At 63.3% G+C, this 14768-nt stretch carries 12 protein-coding genes; 6 read left to right on the top strand and 6 right to left on the bottom strand.

Annotation, left to right across the window (positions count from 1 at the left end; genetic code table 11):
- Positions 1-66: 66 nt before the first annotated feature.
- The 5 genes from PSEMAI1_RS0103810 to grpE all read right to left on the bottom strand — a co-directional run bounded on the left by PSEMAI1_RS0103810 (position 67) and on the right by grpE (position 6430).
- Positions 67-312 carry a hypothetical protein gene (locus PSEMAI1_RS0103810; protein WP_024301587.1) on the bottom strand — a complete coding sequence of 82 codons (246 nt, stop codon included), beginning with the start codon at positions 310-312 and terminating at the stop codon, positions 67-69.
- A gap of 436 nt (positions 313-748) precedes the next feature.
- Positions 749-2239 (bottom strand): sodium:alanine symporter family protein, encoded by a 1491-nt coding sequence (locus PSEMAI1_RS0103805; protein ID WP_024301586.1) that lies wholly within the window; start codon positions 2237-2239, stop codon positions 749-751.
- 321 nt (positions 2240-2560) lie between these two features.
- Positions 2561-3679, bottom strand: a complete 1119-nt coding sequence (dnaJ, locus tag PSEMAI1_RS0103800; RefSeq protein WP_024301585.1) for a molecular chaperone DnaJ — start codon at positions 3677-3679, stop codon at positions 2561-2563.
- Positions 3680-3836: 157 nt separating this feature from the next.
- Entirely contained in the window at positions 3837-5753 is a 1917-nt protein-coding gene (dnaK, locus tag PSEMAI1_RS0103795; protein WP_024301584.1) for a molecular chaperone DnaK, read from the bottom strand.
- 131 nt (positions 5754-5884) lie between these two features.
- Complete coding sequence (gene grpE, locus PSEMAI1_RS0103790; protein ID WP_024301583.1) at positions 5885-6430, bottom strand: nucleotide exchange factor GrpE; 546 nt, start codon at positions 6428-6430, stop codon at positions 5885-5887.
- Between the two features lie 436 nt (positions 6431-6866).
- On the opposite strand from grpE, the gene aceA reads away from it, so the two are divergent.
- Positions 6867-8165, top strand: a complete 1299-nt coding sequence (gene aceA / locus PSEMAI1_RS0103785; RefSeq protein WP_024301582.1) for an isocitrate lyase — start codon at positions 6867-6869, stop codon at positions 8163-8165.
- Between the two features lie 140 nt (positions 8166-8305).
- On the opposite strand, the gene PSEMAI1_RS0103780 is transcribed toward aceA, so the two are convergent.
- Entirely contained in the window at positions 8306-9703 is a 1398-nt protein-coding gene (locus PSEMAI1_RS0103780) for an amino acid permease (protein ID WP_024301581.1), read from the bottom strand.
- A 732-nt stretch (positions 9704-10435) separates the two neighbouring features.
- On the opposite strand from PSEMAI1_RS0103780, the gene PSEMAI1_RS0103775 reads away from it, so the two are divergent.
- From PSEMAI1_RS0103775 to PSEMAI1_RS0103755, 5 genes are all read left to right on the top strand, one after another.
- On the top strand, positions 10436-11404 hold the full coding sequence (locus PSEMAI1_RS0103775; RefSeq protein WP_024301580.1) for an ABC transporter substrate-binding protein: 969 nt from the start codon (positions 10436-10438) through the stop codon (positions 11402-11404).
- A 59-nt stretch (positions 11405-11463) separates the two neighbouring features.
- Entirely contained in the window at positions 11464-12390 is a 927-nt protein-coding gene (locus PSEMAI1_RS0103770; protein WP_024301579.1) for an ABC transporter permease, read from the top strand.
- On the top strand, positions 12377-13171 hold the full coding sequence (locus PSEMAI1_RS0103765) for an ABC transporter ATP-binding protein (RefSeq protein WP_024301578.1): 795 nt from the start codon (positions 12377-12379) through the stop codon (positions 13169-13171). Before PSEMAI1_RS0103770 ends, PSEMAI1_RS0103765 begins: the two co-directional genes overlap by 14 nt.
- A gap of 162 nt (positions 13172-13333) precedes the next feature.
- Positions 13334-14041, top strand: coding sequence for an SIMPL domain-containing protein (locus PSEMAI1_RS0103760; RefSeq protein WP_024301577.1), 708 nt, complete (start codon positions 13334-13336; stop codon positions 14039-14041).
- A gap of 100 nt (positions 14042-14141) precedes the next feature.
- The gene (locus tag PSEMAI1_RS0103755) at positions 14142-14753 is read left to right on the top strand and encodes a glutathione S-transferase (RefSeq protein WP_024301576.1); all 612 of its coding nucleotides are present in this window, start codon (positions 14142-14144) and stop codon (positions 14751-14753) included.
- Positions 14754-14768 lie beyond the last annotated feature (15 nt).

Genomic DNA, 14768 nt, shown 5'->3' with positions numbered 1-14768 from the left:
ACGCAAAGGCCGTTAGCTTAACAAGCCCGCCCGGTCCAGACCAGCGAACGACGGAGAACACGCTGTTCACTCGGGGCGAGCGTTGCCCTCCGGCGGACTGCCGGCCTCTTCCGCCTGGCCACCGTCCTGCTCCGGCTTCTTGCCCCAATCGTCCTCCTCTTCCTCATCGAAAGCGTAAGGCTGCGGCACCACACCCGGCGGCAACTCGATCGGCGGCTCCTTGCGCGCCAAGCGCGCCAGCAGCCCTAGAGCGGACACCAAGGGGGCGCCAATCACCACCACCCAGAACCACGTTTCATGAACGATATCCATAGCGTCGGCCAACCTTTTGCCGTGCCGGCACGCGCCAGCAATTGATTAGACAAGTTAATTCTATGCCGGATTCGTCCCCTGCCTCATTCTCATCCCGACATGGAGTTAATATTTGGTTATTGATCAGAAATTTTTATAAATGGATATAACATTGATATCCTGAAATACTGGTGCGGGAGAAAACCCGCCTTGCCGACTCTGTGCCCCATGAAGAAGTGCACGGACTCATGAAACTCGATCAGACAATCCGATACATCCGCTAACGACCATTTGCTCTGACTGCTCCATTGGTGGGAGCGTGTTCCCTTGCCCCCGGTTTCGGGGGATTTTTTTGCTTCCGCACAACGCAGGAGCCCATGGCACCTAATTTTCCCGCGCAAAAAGAAAAACGCCGGAGATGAATCCGGCGTTCGCGTAAGGCAATGGTGTTACAGGCTTACATCTTCTCGTAGACCGGCTGGCCGCCATGCTGGCGTTCGGCCTCGAGGTTGTCTTCCGCCTGATGGCCGGTCCAGTAGTCGGCATTCTTGATGCCCAGTTTTTCCGGATGGAACACCGGGTCCAGCCCCTTGGCCTTCTGCGCCTCGTAGTCACGCAGCGCGATGAAGGCCGGCTTCTGCAGCATCAGGATGGCGGTGATGTTGAGCCAGGCCATCAGGCCGACGCCCAGGTCGCCCAAGCCCCAGGCCAGGTCGGCGGTCTTGACGCTGCCGTACACGGTCGCCGCCATCAGGCCAAACTTCAGCACCAGCGTCAGCCACGGACGGTTCACCTTGCGGTTGATGTAGGCGATATTGGTTTCAGCAATGTAGTAGTAGGCCACGATGGTGGTGAAGGCAAAGAAGAACAGCGCCACCGCCACGAAGATCGAGCCGAAGCCCGGCATGATGTTTTCCATCGCGGTCTGGGTGTAGCCCGGACCCGCCGCCACGCCGGCGATGCCGGTGAACAGCGCCTTGCCGTCCGCGCCCTGCACGTTGTACTGGCCGGTGATCAGCAGCATGAAGGCGGTGGCGGAGCACACGAACAGCGTGTCGACGTAGACCGAGAACGCCTGCACCAGGCCCTGCTTGGCCGGGTGCGACACGGAAGCGGCGGACGACGCGTGCGGGCCGGTGCCCTGGCCGGCTTCGTTGGAATACACGCCGCGCTTCACGCCCCACTGGATCGCCATGCCGAGGATGGCGCCGAAACCGGCATCCAGGCCGAAGGCGCTGTTGACGATCAGGCTCAGCACGTGCGGCAGCTGGCCGATGTTCAGCGCTACCACCACGCAGGCCACGATGATGTAGCCCAGCGCCATGAACGGCACCACGATCTCGGCGAACGAAGCGATGCGCTTGACGCCGCCGAAGATGATGAAGCCGAGCATCACCGCCAACAAGGCTGCAGTCACGTTAGGATCGATACCCAGAGCGTTCTGCAGACCGGCCGCGATCGAGTTGGACTGGGTGCCCGGCAACAGCAGGCCGCAGGCGAAGATGGTGGCGATGGCGAAGAACAGCGCGTAACGCTTCATGCCCAGGCCCTTCTCGATGTAGAAGGCCGGACCGCCACGGTATTCGCCGTTGATCTTTTCCTTGTAGATCTGGCCCAGGGTGGACTCGACATAAGCCGAGCTCGCGCCGAGGAAGGCAACGACCCACATCCAGAACACGGCGCCCGGACCACCAAAGGTGATCGCGGTGGCGACCCCGGCGATGTTGCCGGTACCAACGCGGCCGGCCAGGGTCATGGCCAGCGCCTGGAACGACGACACGCCGCTGTCGCTGGACTTGCCGTCGAACATCAGGCGGATCATTTCGCCAAAGTGGCGTACCTGGGCGAAACGGCTGCGCAGCGAGAAGAACAGGCCGACGCCGAGGCACAGGAAGATCAGCGCCTTGCTCCAGACCCAGCCGTTGAGAAAATCGACTATTTCCATCATATCTTGTGTTTCTCCGGGACTCAGTTGATACCAGTTGTTGTCGGACGGTGGCGGGATGCGCCGTCCTTGTTGTTAGCAGGTTCCTGTCCGCTAGCCCTGTCGATCCGGGCCGAGCAGTCAGAGGAGCAGAAGATACTGAGGAAGTTTCCGGATGACTACAAAAAACTGTCTACAAACTCCCAAAAAGCAACGTCTCACCAAAATTCTCCAAAACCAGGCAACAAAACAAGAAAACTGCCTGCACTAAAGGCAAAAATCGCAATAAAAAACGGCGCCCAACAGGACGCCGTTGTATTTCCACTACGCCTAAGCAGCTCGGCCTCAGCCGAAAAAGTCCTTCAGCTTGTCCATGAACGACTTGGCGCGCGGGTTGTGCATCGCGGTATCGCCCTGGCTGATCGCCTCGAACTCGCGCAGCAGCTCCTTCTGGCGCTCGGTCAGGTTGACCGGGGTCTCCACCACCACGTGGCACAGCAGGTCGCCGTAGTCGGAACCGCGCACCGCCTTGATGCCCTTGCCGCGCAGCCGGTACTGGCGGCCGGACTGGGTTTCCGCCGCGATCTTGACCTTGGCCATGCCGTCGAGCGTGGGGATTTCCACCTCGCCGCCCAGCGCCGCGGTGGCAAAGGAAATCGGCATCTCGCAGTGCAGGTCCATGCCGTCGCGCTGGAACACCGGGTGCGCCTTGATGTGGGTGACCACGTACAGGTCCCCGGGCGGGCCGCCGTTCTGCCCCGCCTCGCCCTCGCCGGACAGGCGGATGCGGTCCCCCTCGTCGACGCCGGCGGGAATCTTCACGTTCAGCGTCTTGTGGGTCTTGACCTGGCCGGCGCCATGGCACTTGTGGCACGGGTCGGTAATCTGCTTGCCGCTGCCGTGGCAGGTCGGGCAGGTCTGCTGGATCGAGAAGAAGCCCTGGCTCACGCGCACCTGGCCATGGCCGCCGCAGGTGGGGCAGGTCTTGGGCTGGGTGCCCGGCTTGGCGCCGGAGCCGTGGCAGACGTCGCAATTCTCGTGCGAAGGGATGCGGATCTGCTTCTCGCAGCCGCGTGCCGCCTCTTCCAGCGAAATTTCCATGTTGTAGCGCAGGTCGGCGCCACGATAGACGTTGGAACGACCGCCGCCGCGACCGCCAAAGATGTCGCCGAAGATGTCGGAGAAAGCGTCGGCAAAATCGCCGAAGCCTTGGCCGCCGCGCGCGCCGGCGGCGTTGGGATCGACCCCGGCGTGGCCGAACTGGTCGTAGGCCGCACGCTTCTGCCCGTCGGACAGGATCTCGTAGGCCTCCTTGACTTCCTTGAACTTCTCCTCGGCGTCCTTGCTATCCGGATTGCGGTCCGGGTGGTACTTCATCGCCAGCTTGCGATAGGCCTTCTTGACGTCGTCGTCGGAGGCATCGCGGTTCACGCCGAGGGTGTCGTAATAATCACGTTTGGACATGCTGTTCTACCTTGGGGCCATGCGCCGGGGCTGGCCGAAAAGGGGGATTCCGAAACAGGAAAGGCACAGAGGCCGGGGAAAGCCCTCGGAACCCTGTGCCTCTCTAGAGCCCGCCGCCGACATGCAGCGCCGGAGCCGGCCCTAGGCGCAAGAACGCTTACTTCTTGTCCTTCACTTCTTCGAACTCGGCATCCACCACGTCGCCTTCGTCCTTCTTGCCGGCACCGGCAGCCTCGGCCGCGCCCGCTTCGGCCTGGGCCTGGCTGTACATCTGCTCGGCCAGCTTGTGCGAGGCGGTCATCAGCGCCTGCACCTTGGCGTCGATGGCGTCCTTGTCATCGCCCTTCACCACTTCCTCGGCTTCCTTCAGCGCGGCTTCGATGGCGGACTTCTCGTCGGCCGAAACCTTGTCGCCATGCTCGGCCAGCGACTTCTTCACCGAGTGGATCATGCCTTCGGCCTGGTTGCGCGCCTGCACCAGCTCATGCAGCTTCTTGTCTTCCTCGGCGTTGGCCTCGGCGTCCTTCACCATGCGCTGGATCTCTTCCTCGGACAGGCCGGAGGACGCCTGGATGGTGATCTTGGCTTCCTTGCCGGTGCCCTTGTCCTTGGCCGACACGTGCAGGATGCCGTTGGCATCGATGTCGAAGGTCACTTCGATCTGCGGCATGCCGCGCGGCGCCGGCGGAATGTCGGACAGGTTGAACTGACCCAGCGACTTGTTGGCCGACGCCTTCTCGCGCTCGCCCTGCAGCACGTGGATGGTCACCGCGGTCTGGTTGTCGTCGGCGGTGGAGAAGGTCTGCTGCGCCTTGGTCGGGATGGTGGTGTTCTTCTGGATCAGCTTGGTCATCACGCCGCCCAGCGTCTCGATACCCAGCGACAGCGGGGTCACGTCGAGCAGCAGCACGTCCTTGCGGTCGCCGGACAGCACCGAACCCTGGATGGCGGCGCCGACGGCCACGGCCTCGTCCGGGTTCACGTCCTTGCGCGGCTCCTTGCCGAAGAACTCCTTCACCGCGTCCTGCACCTTCGGCATGCGGGTCTGGCCGCCGACCAGGATCACGTCGGAGATGTCGTTGATCGACACGCCGGCATCCTTCAGGGCGACGCGGCACGGCTCGATCGAGCGCGCGATCAGGTCTTCCACCAGGCTCTCGAACTTGGCGCGGGTGATCTTCATCGCCAGGTGCTTCGGACCGGTGGCGTCCATGGTGATGTACGGCAGGTTCACCTCGGTCTGCGAGGCGGACGACAGCTCGATCTTGGCCTTTTCCGCGGCATCCTTCAGGCGCTGCAGCGCCATCACGTCGTTCTTCAGGTCCACGCCCTGCTCGCGCTTGAACTCGGTCACGATGTAGTCGATCAGGCGCTGGTCGAAGTCCTCGCCGCCGAGGAAGGTGTCGCCGTTGGTCGACAGCACTTCGAACTGGTGCTCGCCTTCCACGTCGGCGATCTCGATGATCGAGATGTCGAAGGTACCGCCGCCCAGGTCGTACACGGCGATCTTGCGGTCGCCTTCCTTCTTGGCCAGGCCGAAGGCCAGCGCAGCCGCGGTCGGCTCGTTGATGATGCGCTTGACGTCCAGACCGGCGATACGGCCGGCGTCCTTGGTGGCTTGGCGCTGGCTGTCGTTGAAGTAGGCCGGCACGGTGATCACGGCTTCGGTCACTTCTTCGCCGAGGTAGTCTTCGGCGGTCTTCTTCATCTTGCGCAACACTTCGGCGGAAATCTGCGGCGGCGCCAGTTCCTGGTCACGCACCTTGACCCACGAGTCGCCGTTCTTGGCCTTGATGATCTCGAACGGCATCAGGTCGATGTCCTTCTGCACTTCTTTTTCTTCGAAGCGGCGGCCGATCAGGCGCTTGATGGCGTACAGGGTGTTCTTCGGGTTGGTCACCGCCTGGCGCTTGGCCGGCGCGCCGACCAGGATCTCGCCGTCTTCCATGTAGGCGATGATGGACGGCGTGGTGCGCGCGCCTTCGGCGTTCTCGATCACCTTCGGATGGCCGTTCTCAATGACGGCCACGCAGGAGTTGGTGGTGCCCAGGTCGATACCGATGATTTTGCCCATGTCTTGTTCCTTTTCCTTGAATCTCTTACAGCGGCGCCGCCTGTCGCGATAGTCGCCGCCTGTTGACTGGATAGGTAATGGCTATGCCCACGTTTTCAAGAGGACTTTAGCCAACCTTTTTAAACTTGGATTTACTCTTGCGCCTTCGTCTTGGCGACCACGACCATGGCCGGGCGCAGTACGCGGTCAGCCACTTGGTACCCCTTCTGCATCACGCGCAGCACGGTGTTCGGCTCGGCGTCCGACTCCTCGGTGCTGATCGCCTGATGGCGGTGCGGGTCGAGCGGCTCGCCCACCGGGTTGATTTCCTTGATCTGAGCCTTGTCGAAGGCCGATACCAGTTGCTTCAGCGTCAGGTCGACGCCGAACTTCAGGTTGTCGAACTGGCCGCTCTGGTCGGCCAGCGCCATCTCCAGGCTGTCCTTGACCGCCAAGAGCTCGAGGGCGAACTTGTTGATGGCATATTTCTGCGCATTCACCACCTCTTCGGCCGTACGACGGCGCATGTTCTCCATTTCGGCACGGGAGCGCAAAAACTGTTCACGGGCTTCGGCCAACTCGATCTCCAGTGCGGCAACGCGCGCCTCCGTGGTCGGCTCGACCGCGGTCTCGGCGGGAGTCTCGGCGGCGGAGCTGTCCACGGCCTCGTTGACCGGATTCTGTTGGTTTTCCTGCATGACGATTCCCTTGTTGGCTAGGCGATTGATGATGACCTGACGCTAGGTAGGGGCTTTGGCGAAAAATTCAAGAGCGCGCGGATGACGCGCAAGCGATCAAGCAACCGCTCGTTTGGAAACTTTTTCGTTCGAAACAGGAAAAAATCGGCGCAAGCTTGGATTCGTTTTTTGTCGCTTTTGTTAGCTTTTGAAAACAAAGGATTTTTTTGTGCTGCAGCGCACACATTACGATTTTTTTATGATTAAATGGACTCACAGCACACGCCGACAAGCAGGTCTGCCTCCCTTACGGAATAGGCTTTCGCGGTCGGAAACGACAACGGGCAAAACACGTTGTCAATAAAAAGGTGACGGTAAAACCGATTCATCCTAGCCAGAGGAACGCCGGCTGAATTGACCGGTTTACTAAGAAACGTATTCGAGAAGGATTGACCGCATGACTACTCGCGAACAACGCATTGCCGCCATCCAAAAAGACTGGGACGAAAATCCGCGCTGGAAGGGCATCAAGCGCGGCTACACCGCCGCCGACGTAGAGCGCCTGCGCGGCTCCGTGCAAGTGGAACACACCCTGGCCCGCAACGCCGCCAACAAGCTGTGGCACCTGGTCAACAACGAGCCGTACATCAACTGCCTGGGCGCGCTGACCGGCGGCCAGGCCATGCAGCAAGTGAAGGCCGGCATCAAGGCCATCTACCTGTCCGGCTGGCAAGTCGCCGCCGACAACAACGAATACTCCGCCATGTACCCGGACCAGTCGCTGTACCCGGTTGACTCGGTGCCGAAAGTGGTCGAACGCATCAACAACGCCTTCACCCGTGCCGACGAAATCCAGCACGCCAAGGGTATCGAGCGCGGCGACGCCGGCTACATCGACTACTACGCTCCGATCGTGGCCGACGCCGAAGCCGGTTTCGGCGGCGTGCTGAACGCCTACGAACTGATGAAGGCGATGATCCGCGCTGGCGCCGGCGGCGTGCACTTCGAAGACCAACTGGCTTCGGTGAAGAAGTGCGGCCACATGGGTGGCAAGGTGCTGGTGCCGACCCAGGAAGCGGTGCAGAAGCTGATCGCGGCGCGCATGGCCGCCGACGTCTACGGCGTGCCGACCCTGGTGATCGCCCGTACCGATGCCGAAGCCGCTGACCTCCTGACCAGCGACTGCGACGAGCGCGACCGTCCGTTCCTGACCGGCGAGCGCACCGCCGAAGGCTTCTACAAGACCCGCAAGGGCCTGGAGCAAGCCATCAGCCGCGCCATCGCCTACGCCGACTACGCCGACCTGGTATGGTGCGAAACCGGCACGCCGGACCTGGAGTTCGCCCGCAAGTTCGCCGAGGCGGTCCATGCCAAGCACCCGGGCAAGCTGCTGGCCTACAACTGCTCGCCGTCCTTCAACTGGAAGAAGAACCTGGACGATGCCACCATCGCCAAGTTCCAGCGCGAGCTGGGCGCCATGGGCTACAAGTACCAGTTCATCACCCTGGCCGGCATCCACAACATGTGGTACAACATGTTCGATCTGGCGCAAGACTACGTGGCTCGCGGCATGTCCGCCTACGTCGAGAAGGTGCAGGAGCCGGAATTCGCCGCCCGCGAACGTGGCTACACCTTCGTCTCGCACCAGCAGGAAGTCGGCACCGGCTACTTCGACGACATCACCACGGTGATCCAGGGCGGCAAGTCCAGCGTGACCGCGCTGACCGGCTCGACCGAAGAAGAGCAGTTCCACTAAGCGTTCGACTGAACGGCAATTCGACCCTGCCGTCTGTGTCAAACTACCCCCGCCCCTCAGGGCGGGGGTTTTTCATTGCGCGCGAGCGCAAAAAAGGCCGGTCGCGACCGGCCTTGAAGCACTTTGACGCCAGGTGAAGATCAGCCGGCAACGTGCAGCAGCGAGCGGCGGCGCGAGTAACCGAAGTACACCACCAGGCCCAACACCAGCCAGATCACGAAGCACAGCCAGGTCAGCGCCGCCAGTTGCGTCATCAGGAACACGCAGAACACGATGGCCAGCGCCGGCACGTAGGGCACGCCCGGGCAGTGGAACTTGCGCGGCAGGTCCGGTTCGCGCTTGCGGAGCAGGATGATGGCGGCGGCGATCAACGAGAACGCGGCCAGCGTACCGATGTTCACCAGCTCGGCCAGCGTGCCCAGCGGCACGAAGCCGGCGATCAGCGCGATGACGGTGCCGATCAGCCAGGTGGCCTTGTACGGCGTGCCGTACTTCGGGTGCACCTCGGAGAACACCTTGGGCAGCAGGCCGTCGCGCGACATCGCGAACAGGATGCGCGTCTGGCCGTAGGTCATCACCAGGATCACGGTGAGCATGCCGAGGATGGCGCCGAGATCGACGAAGCCGGCGAACCAGTCGAGCTTGGCCACCTGCAGCGCCAGCGACACCGGGTGATCGATGCCCTTGAACTGCAGGAACGGCACGATGCCGGTCATGATGGCGGAGACGATCACGTACAGCAGCGAGCAGATCGCCAGCGACCAGATCACCCCTTTCGGGATGTCCTTCTCCGGGTTCTTCACCTCTTCCGCGGCGCAAGTCACCGCGTCGAAGCCGAGGAAGCTGAAGAACACGATGGCGGCACCGTGGAACACGCCGCTCATGCCGTAGGGCAGCGCCGGGTCCCAGTTGGCGGGCTTGACGTGCCACACCGCGATGCCGATGAACAGCACCACCACGGCTACCTTGATCAGCACCACCACGTTATTGACCTTCTTCGACTCCTTGATGCCGAAGGCCAGCAAAGCGGTGATCAGCATGGCGATGACGAAGGCCGGCAGGTTGAACACGGTCTCCACGCCGGGACGCGCCCCCGCGGCGGCGGTCAGCGCATCGGGCAGATGGAAGCCGAAGCCCGCCATCAGGCTCTGGAAGTAGCCCGACCAGCCCACCGAGACCGCCGACGAAGCCAGCAGGTATTCCAGCATCAGATCCCAGCCGATGATCCAGGCGATCAGTTCGCCCAGCGTGGCGTAGGCGTAGGTATAGGTGGAGCCCGACACCGGCAGCATCGAGGCGAACTCGGCGTAGCACAGCGCGGCAAAACCGCAGGCGATGGCACCGATGACGAAGGACAACACCAAGCCGGGGCCGGCCACCGTGGCGCCGGTGCCGGTCAGAACGAAGATGCCGGTGCCGATGATGGCGCCGATGCCCAGCATGGTCAGGTCGAAGGCGGACAGCTCCTTGCGGAGCCCTTGCGAGGTCTGGGCAACGGACAGCATGCCCATCACACTCTTCTTGCGCAGCAAGCTCATGATTCAAACAATCCCTGTGTGTTTCGTGGTACTCAAAATGCCATGCGCCCGCTATCCGGGCGGGCGCATTACAGGGCAGGCACACGGCATTCCGACAAAAACCCGTCAGCCGATGGAAGAAGCATAAAAGCCACTGCCATGGCGACGAAATGGCGCGATATTACCCAAATACTTCCAGCAAGCAAGGCAAAAATCCCAGAGCACGCTCGCCATCGTCATGACGGAGCGTCGTTCAGCGTCGGCCCTTGCACGGACAGGCATGCAAAATAGCCCCTATTGTCATCTACCTGAAACACTTCGCTACGATCTGCCGATCCAGCGCAATTTCACGCCTTTTCAATCCCTCCGGGAACGGCACTCGCCAAGCCACAGCGAACAGCCATGATGGAACGTGGTCGCAAAGCCGCAGGCCAAGGGACGGACGACTCGTCGGGACGACACACCATTCATGCTATTTCACCACAGAAACTCGCAGCACCAGCGGATTCAGCTACCAAACAGAAAAACTGCAGACAAAATACTTTGCCACGATTCACCCCGTAGCACCCGGCACATGCCGCCCTCTCTCCATGCACACCTTCAGACAAGCATGATTTCACTAAAACACCCGTCATCGACGGCACTTTATTGCGCAACATCGGGAAATTATTTTTGTGCTTTGCCATAAAATTGCCGCACCGTCCGGACGCGAGCCCCCCCCCGTTCCGGCCCCATACAGAACAAGGAGCCACCATGAAGTCCCTATCCCATCGTACCCTGCTGCTGGCCGCCGCCGTTTCCGCCCTGTCCAGCCCGCTGTTCGCCGCCGGGATGAAATCGGTGGCGGTGACCGCCATCGTCGAGCACCCGGCGCTGGACGCTGCCCGCAAAGGCATCGAGGACGAGCTGAAGGCCGCCGGCTACACCGCCGGCCAGAACCTCAAGTACCAGTTCCAGAGTGCGCAGGGCAACGCCGCCACCGCCGCCCAGATCGCCCGCAAGTTCATCGGCGACCAGCCCGACGTGATCGTCGCCATCGCCACGCCGAGCGCCCAGGCCGTGGTGGCCGGCACGCGCAGCATCCCGGTGGTGTTCACCGCGGTCACCGACCCGGTCGCCGCCAAGCTGGTGAAGGACTGGAAGGCTTCCGGCGGCAACGTCACCGGCGTCTCCGACATGCTCCCGCTCAAGCCGCAGGTGGAGCTGATCAAGAAGGTGAAGCCGGGCGCCAAGCGCGTCGGCATGGTGTACAGCCCGGGCGAAGTGAACTCGGTGACGGTACTCAAGGAGCTCAAGACCGAGCTGGCGAGCCAGGGCATGACGCTGGTGGAAGCCGCCGCGCCGCGCAGCGTCGACGTGGCCTCCGCCGCCAAGAGCCTGGTCGGCAAGGCCGACGTGGTCTACACCACCACCGACAACAACGTGGTGTCGTCCTACGAGGCGCTGTACAAGGTGGCCGTGGATGGCAAGCTGCCGCTGGTGGCCGCCGACACCGACACCGTCAAGCGCGGTGCCGTGGCGGCACTCGGCATGAACTACTACGACATGGGCCGCCAGACCGGCAAGATCGTGGTGCGCATCCTCAAGGGCGAAAAGCCGGGCGCCATCGCGCCGCAGACCGGCAGCGCGCTGAACCTGGTGCTCAATCCCGGCGCCGCCGCCAAGCAGGGTGTGACGCTCTCGCCTGAGCTGCTGAAGTCCGCCAAGGAAACCGTCAAGTAAACCCTCACTCCGGCCCGGGCCCTGACGAGCCCGGGCTTTTGCATTTCGAGGTTCCCATCATGTCGACCATAGCCCTCATGGGCGCACTGGAAATCGGCTTCATCTTCGCGCTGGTGGCGCTGGGCGTGCTGATCTCCTTCCGCATCCTGAACTTTCCCGACCTGACCGCCGACGGCAGCTTCCCGCTCGGCGGCGCAGTGGCGGCAACGCTGATCGCCGGCGGCCACGACCCGTGGCTCGCCACGCTGGCCGGCACCGCCGCCGGCGCGCTGGCCGGCCTGACCACCGCCTGGCTCAACGTACGTCTCAACATCCTGCAGCTGTTGGCCAGCATCTTGGTGATGATCGCGCTCTACTCGATCAACCTGCGCATCATGGGTGCGCCCAACGTGCCGCTGATCGGCGCCGACACCGTGTTCACGCCCATCATAAATCAGGCACCCGAGCAGCAATACCTGCTGCAGCCGCTGGTGCTGGCGGCGATCGTGCTGATCGCCAAGCTCGGCCTCGATGCCTTCTTCGCCTCGCACACCGGTCTTGCCATGCGCGCCACCGGCGCCAACCCGCGCATGGCCCGCGCCCAGGGCATTTCCACCGATCGCCTGACGCTCGCAGGCATGGCGCTGTCCAACTCCCTGGTGGCGCTGGCCGGCGCGCTCTACGTGCAGACCCAGGGCGGCGCCGACATCTCGATGGGCATCGGCACCATCGTCATCGGACTCGCCGCCGTGATCATCGGCGAAACGCTGCTGTCCGGGCGCGGCATGATGATCGCCACGCTGGCGGTGGTGCTGGGTGCGCTGATCTATCGCCTGTTCATCGCGCTGGCGCTGAACGCCGACTTCATCGGCCTGCAGGCGCAGGATCTCAACCTGATCACCGCGCTGTTGGTGGGCTTTGCGCTGGTGCTGCCCTCGCTCAAACGCAAATTCGCCGCCAAACGGCCGGCCGCCACCAAGGGGAGCACTGCTCATGATGCGCGCTAAGGGCCTGTTCAAGACCTTCAACCCCGGTACCCCGATCGAGAACCCGGCTCTGCGCGGGACCTCGCTCGACATCCCACAGGGCCAGTTCGTCACCGTGATCGGCTCCAACGGCGCCGGCAAGTCGACCTTCCTCAACGCCATCAGCGGCGACCTGATCGTCGATCAGGGCAGCATCGAGATCGCCGGGCGCGACGTCACCCGTCTCAACGCCTGGCAGCGCGCCGGGCTGGTGGCACGCGTATTCCAGGACCCGATGGCCGGCACCTGCGAGGCGCTGAGCATCGAGGAGAACCTGGCGCTGGCGTGGCAACGCGGCGAGCGGCGCGGCCTGAGGGGCGCGCTCAACGCCAAGCTGCGCGCCGAGTTCCGCGAACGGCTGGCCACGCTCAAGCTGGGACTGGAAAACCGCCTGTCCGACCGCATGGGCCTGCTCTCCGGCGGCCAACGCCAGGCGGTCAGCCTGCTGATGGCCTCCTTGCGTCCGTCGCAAATCCTGTTGCTCGACGAACACACCGCCGCGCTCGACCCCAAGACCGCCGCCTTCGTGCTGGAACTGACCGACAAGATCGTGCGCGACAGCGGCCTGACCGCGATGATGGTGACACACTCGATGCGCCAGGCGCTCGACCACGGCGACCGCACCGTGATGCTGCATCAGGGCCGGGTAATCCTCGACGTGGCCGGTGACGAACGCCGCCGCCTCGACGTGCCCGACCTGCTGGCGATGTTCGAGAAGAGCCGCGGCGAGAAGCTGGCGGATGACGCGCTGCTGCTGGGCTGAGCGCGTCCCACCCTCCCCCTTCGGCCAACCATGACAGGTTGGCCGAAGCTTTGGGTGTGGTGCTGAACTCATCGCGCCGACCATCGTCATAGTCTCTTGTCACGACAGCGGCCGCTTCTGCGCCATACTGTCATCACCCATTTCCTTGCGACAGGAGCCCCCATGACCCGCCTGACCACCCTGTTGAGCCTGGCCGCCCCCTTGTTCCTGCTGGCCCCGCTGGCGCCGGCCGCCGAACCGGCCGACCCCGCCGCCACCATGCTGAACCTGTCGGCCAGCGCCCAGCGCGAAATCGCCAACGACCAGATGATCGCCACGCTGTACGTGCAGGACCGCCAGCCGCAGCCGGCCCAACTGGCCAATCGCCTCAACCAGCTGATCAACCGCGCCCAGAGTGACGCGCGCGCCTACAAGAACGTCGAGGTCAGCAGCGGCAGCTACAACAGCTGGCCCGCCTACAACAAGAGCGGCAAGATCGACGGCTGGCAAGGCCGCGCCGAACTGAAGCTGAAAACCCGCGACATGGCGCAAGGCAGCGAACTGATCGCCAAGCTGCAGGGTTACCTGTTGCTGGAAGGCGTGCAGTTCGTCGTCTCCGACGACGCCCGCCGCATCGCCGAAAAGGCCATGATCCCGGAAGCCATCGCCGCCTTGATGGAGCAGGCCCAGATCGCCTCCAAGGCGCTGGGCAAGAGCACGCTGAACATGCGCCAGCTCACCATCGGCAACCAGGCACCGCCGCCGGTGCCGCTCCTGATGCGCGGCAAGACGCTGGCGATGGCCGCCGATGCCGAAGTCGCCCCGGCCGAATGGCAGCCCGGACGCAGCCAGCTGCAATTGCAGGTCAACGGCCAGCTGGAACTGCGCTAAAGCGCTTTGAGGCGGCACGCCGATACGTTAAAGTAAGCTGGCTTACCGGCCGGTCCGTGCCGACCGGCCCCTCCCCACGACCAAGCACTCTGTTCACGCCATGAAACTGATAGCGTCACTGACCAGCCCCTACGCCCGCAAAGTGCGGATCGTGCTCGCCGAGAAGAAAATCGACTGCCCGATCCAGATCGACCAGCCCTGGGAGGCCGATTCGCAGGTCGCCCGCTACAACCCGCTCGGCAAGGTGCCGGTGCTGGAACTGGACGACGGCAGCACTCTGTACGACTCGCGGGTGATCGTGGAATACCTCGACAACATCTCGCCGGTGTCGCGGCTCTTGCCGCAGGACAACCGCTCGTTCATCGCCACCCGACGCTGGGAAGCGCTGGCCGACGGCATCTGTGATGCCGCCGTCGCCATCGTGATGGAACGGCGCCGCCCACCGGAAAAGCAGAGCGAGGAATGGATCGCGCATCAACAACAAAAGGTCGAGCGCGGCCTGGCGGCGCTGGAGCATGATCTGGGCGAGCGGCCCTGGTGCAACGGCGAAGGCTACAGCCTGGCCGACATCGCGGTCGGCAGCTGCCTGGGCTATCTGGATTTCCGCTTCGCACAACTGGACTGGCGCGCCAGTGCCCCCCATCTCGCCGACTATTACCAGCGGCTCACGGCACGGCAATCGTTCATCGATACCGCGCCACCGACGGCCTGAACCGGACCGCCGCGC

Origin of the sequence: Pseudogulbenkiania sp. MAI-1 (assembly GCF_000527175.1) — a bacterium.
Taxonomy (GTDB): Bacteria; Pseudomonadota; Gammaproteobacteria; order Burkholderiales; family Chromobacteriaceae; genus Pseudogulbenkiania.
The sequence above is the reverse complement of the archived record's forward strand: the minus strand, read 5'-3'. Positions and strand labels throughout refer to the sequence as shown.

What these genes read in the sequence shown, in the direction of transcription:
- PSEMAI1_RS0103810 (WP_024301587.1), bottom strand. Translation starts at nt 312, where the DNA reads ATGGATATCGTTCATGAAACGTGGTTCTGGGTGGTGGTGATTGGCGCC.
- PSEMAI1_RS0103805 (WP_024301586.1), bottom strand. Translation starts at nt 2,239, where the DNA reads ATGATGGAAATAGTCGATTTTCTCAACGGCTGGGTCTGGAGCAAGGCG.
- dnaJ (WP_024301585.1), bottom strand. Translation starts at nt 3,679, where the DNA reads ATGTCCAAACGTGATTATTACGACACCCTCGGCGTGAACCGCGATGCC.
- dnaK (WP_024301584.1), bottom strand. Translation starts at nt 5,753, where the DNA reads ATGGGCAAAATCATCGGTATCGACCTGGGCACCACCAACTCCTGCGTG.
- grpE (WP_024301583.1), bottom strand. Translation starts at nt 6,430, where the DNA reads ATGCAGGAAAACCAACAGAATCCGGTCAACGAGGCCGTGGACAGCTCC.
- aceA (WP_024301582.1), top strand. Translation starts at nt 6,867, where the DNA reads ATGACTACTCGCGAACAACGCATTGCCGCCATCCAAAAAGACTGGGAC.
- PSEMAI1_RS0103780 (WP_024301581.1), bottom strand. Translation starts at nt 9,703, where the DNA reads ATGAGCTTGCTGCGCAAGAAGAGTGTGATGGGCATGCTGTCCGTTGCC.
- PSEMAI1_RS0103775 (WP_024301580.1), top strand. Translation starts at nt 10,436, where the DNA reads ATGAAGTCCCTATCCCATCGTACCCTGCTGCTGGCCGCCGCCGTTTCC.
- PSEMAI1_RS0103770 (WP_024301579.1), top strand. Translation starts at nt 11,464, where the DNA reads ATGTCGACCATAGCCCTCATGGGCGCACTGGAAATCGGCTTCATCTTC.
- PSEMAI1_RS0103765 (WP_024301578.1), top strand. Translation starts at nt 12,377, where the DNA reads ATGATGCGCGCTAAGGGCCTGTTCAAGACCTTCAACCCCGGTACCCCG.
- PSEMAI1_RS0103760 (WP_024301577.1), top strand. Translation starts at nt 13,334, where the DNA reads ATGACCCGCCTGACCACCCTGTTGAGCCTGGCCGCCCCCTTGTTCCTG.
- PSEMAI1_RS0103755 (WP_024301576.1), top strand. Translation starts at nt 14,142, where the DNA reads ATGAAACTGATAGCGTCACTGACCAGCCCCTACGCCCGCAAAGTGCGG.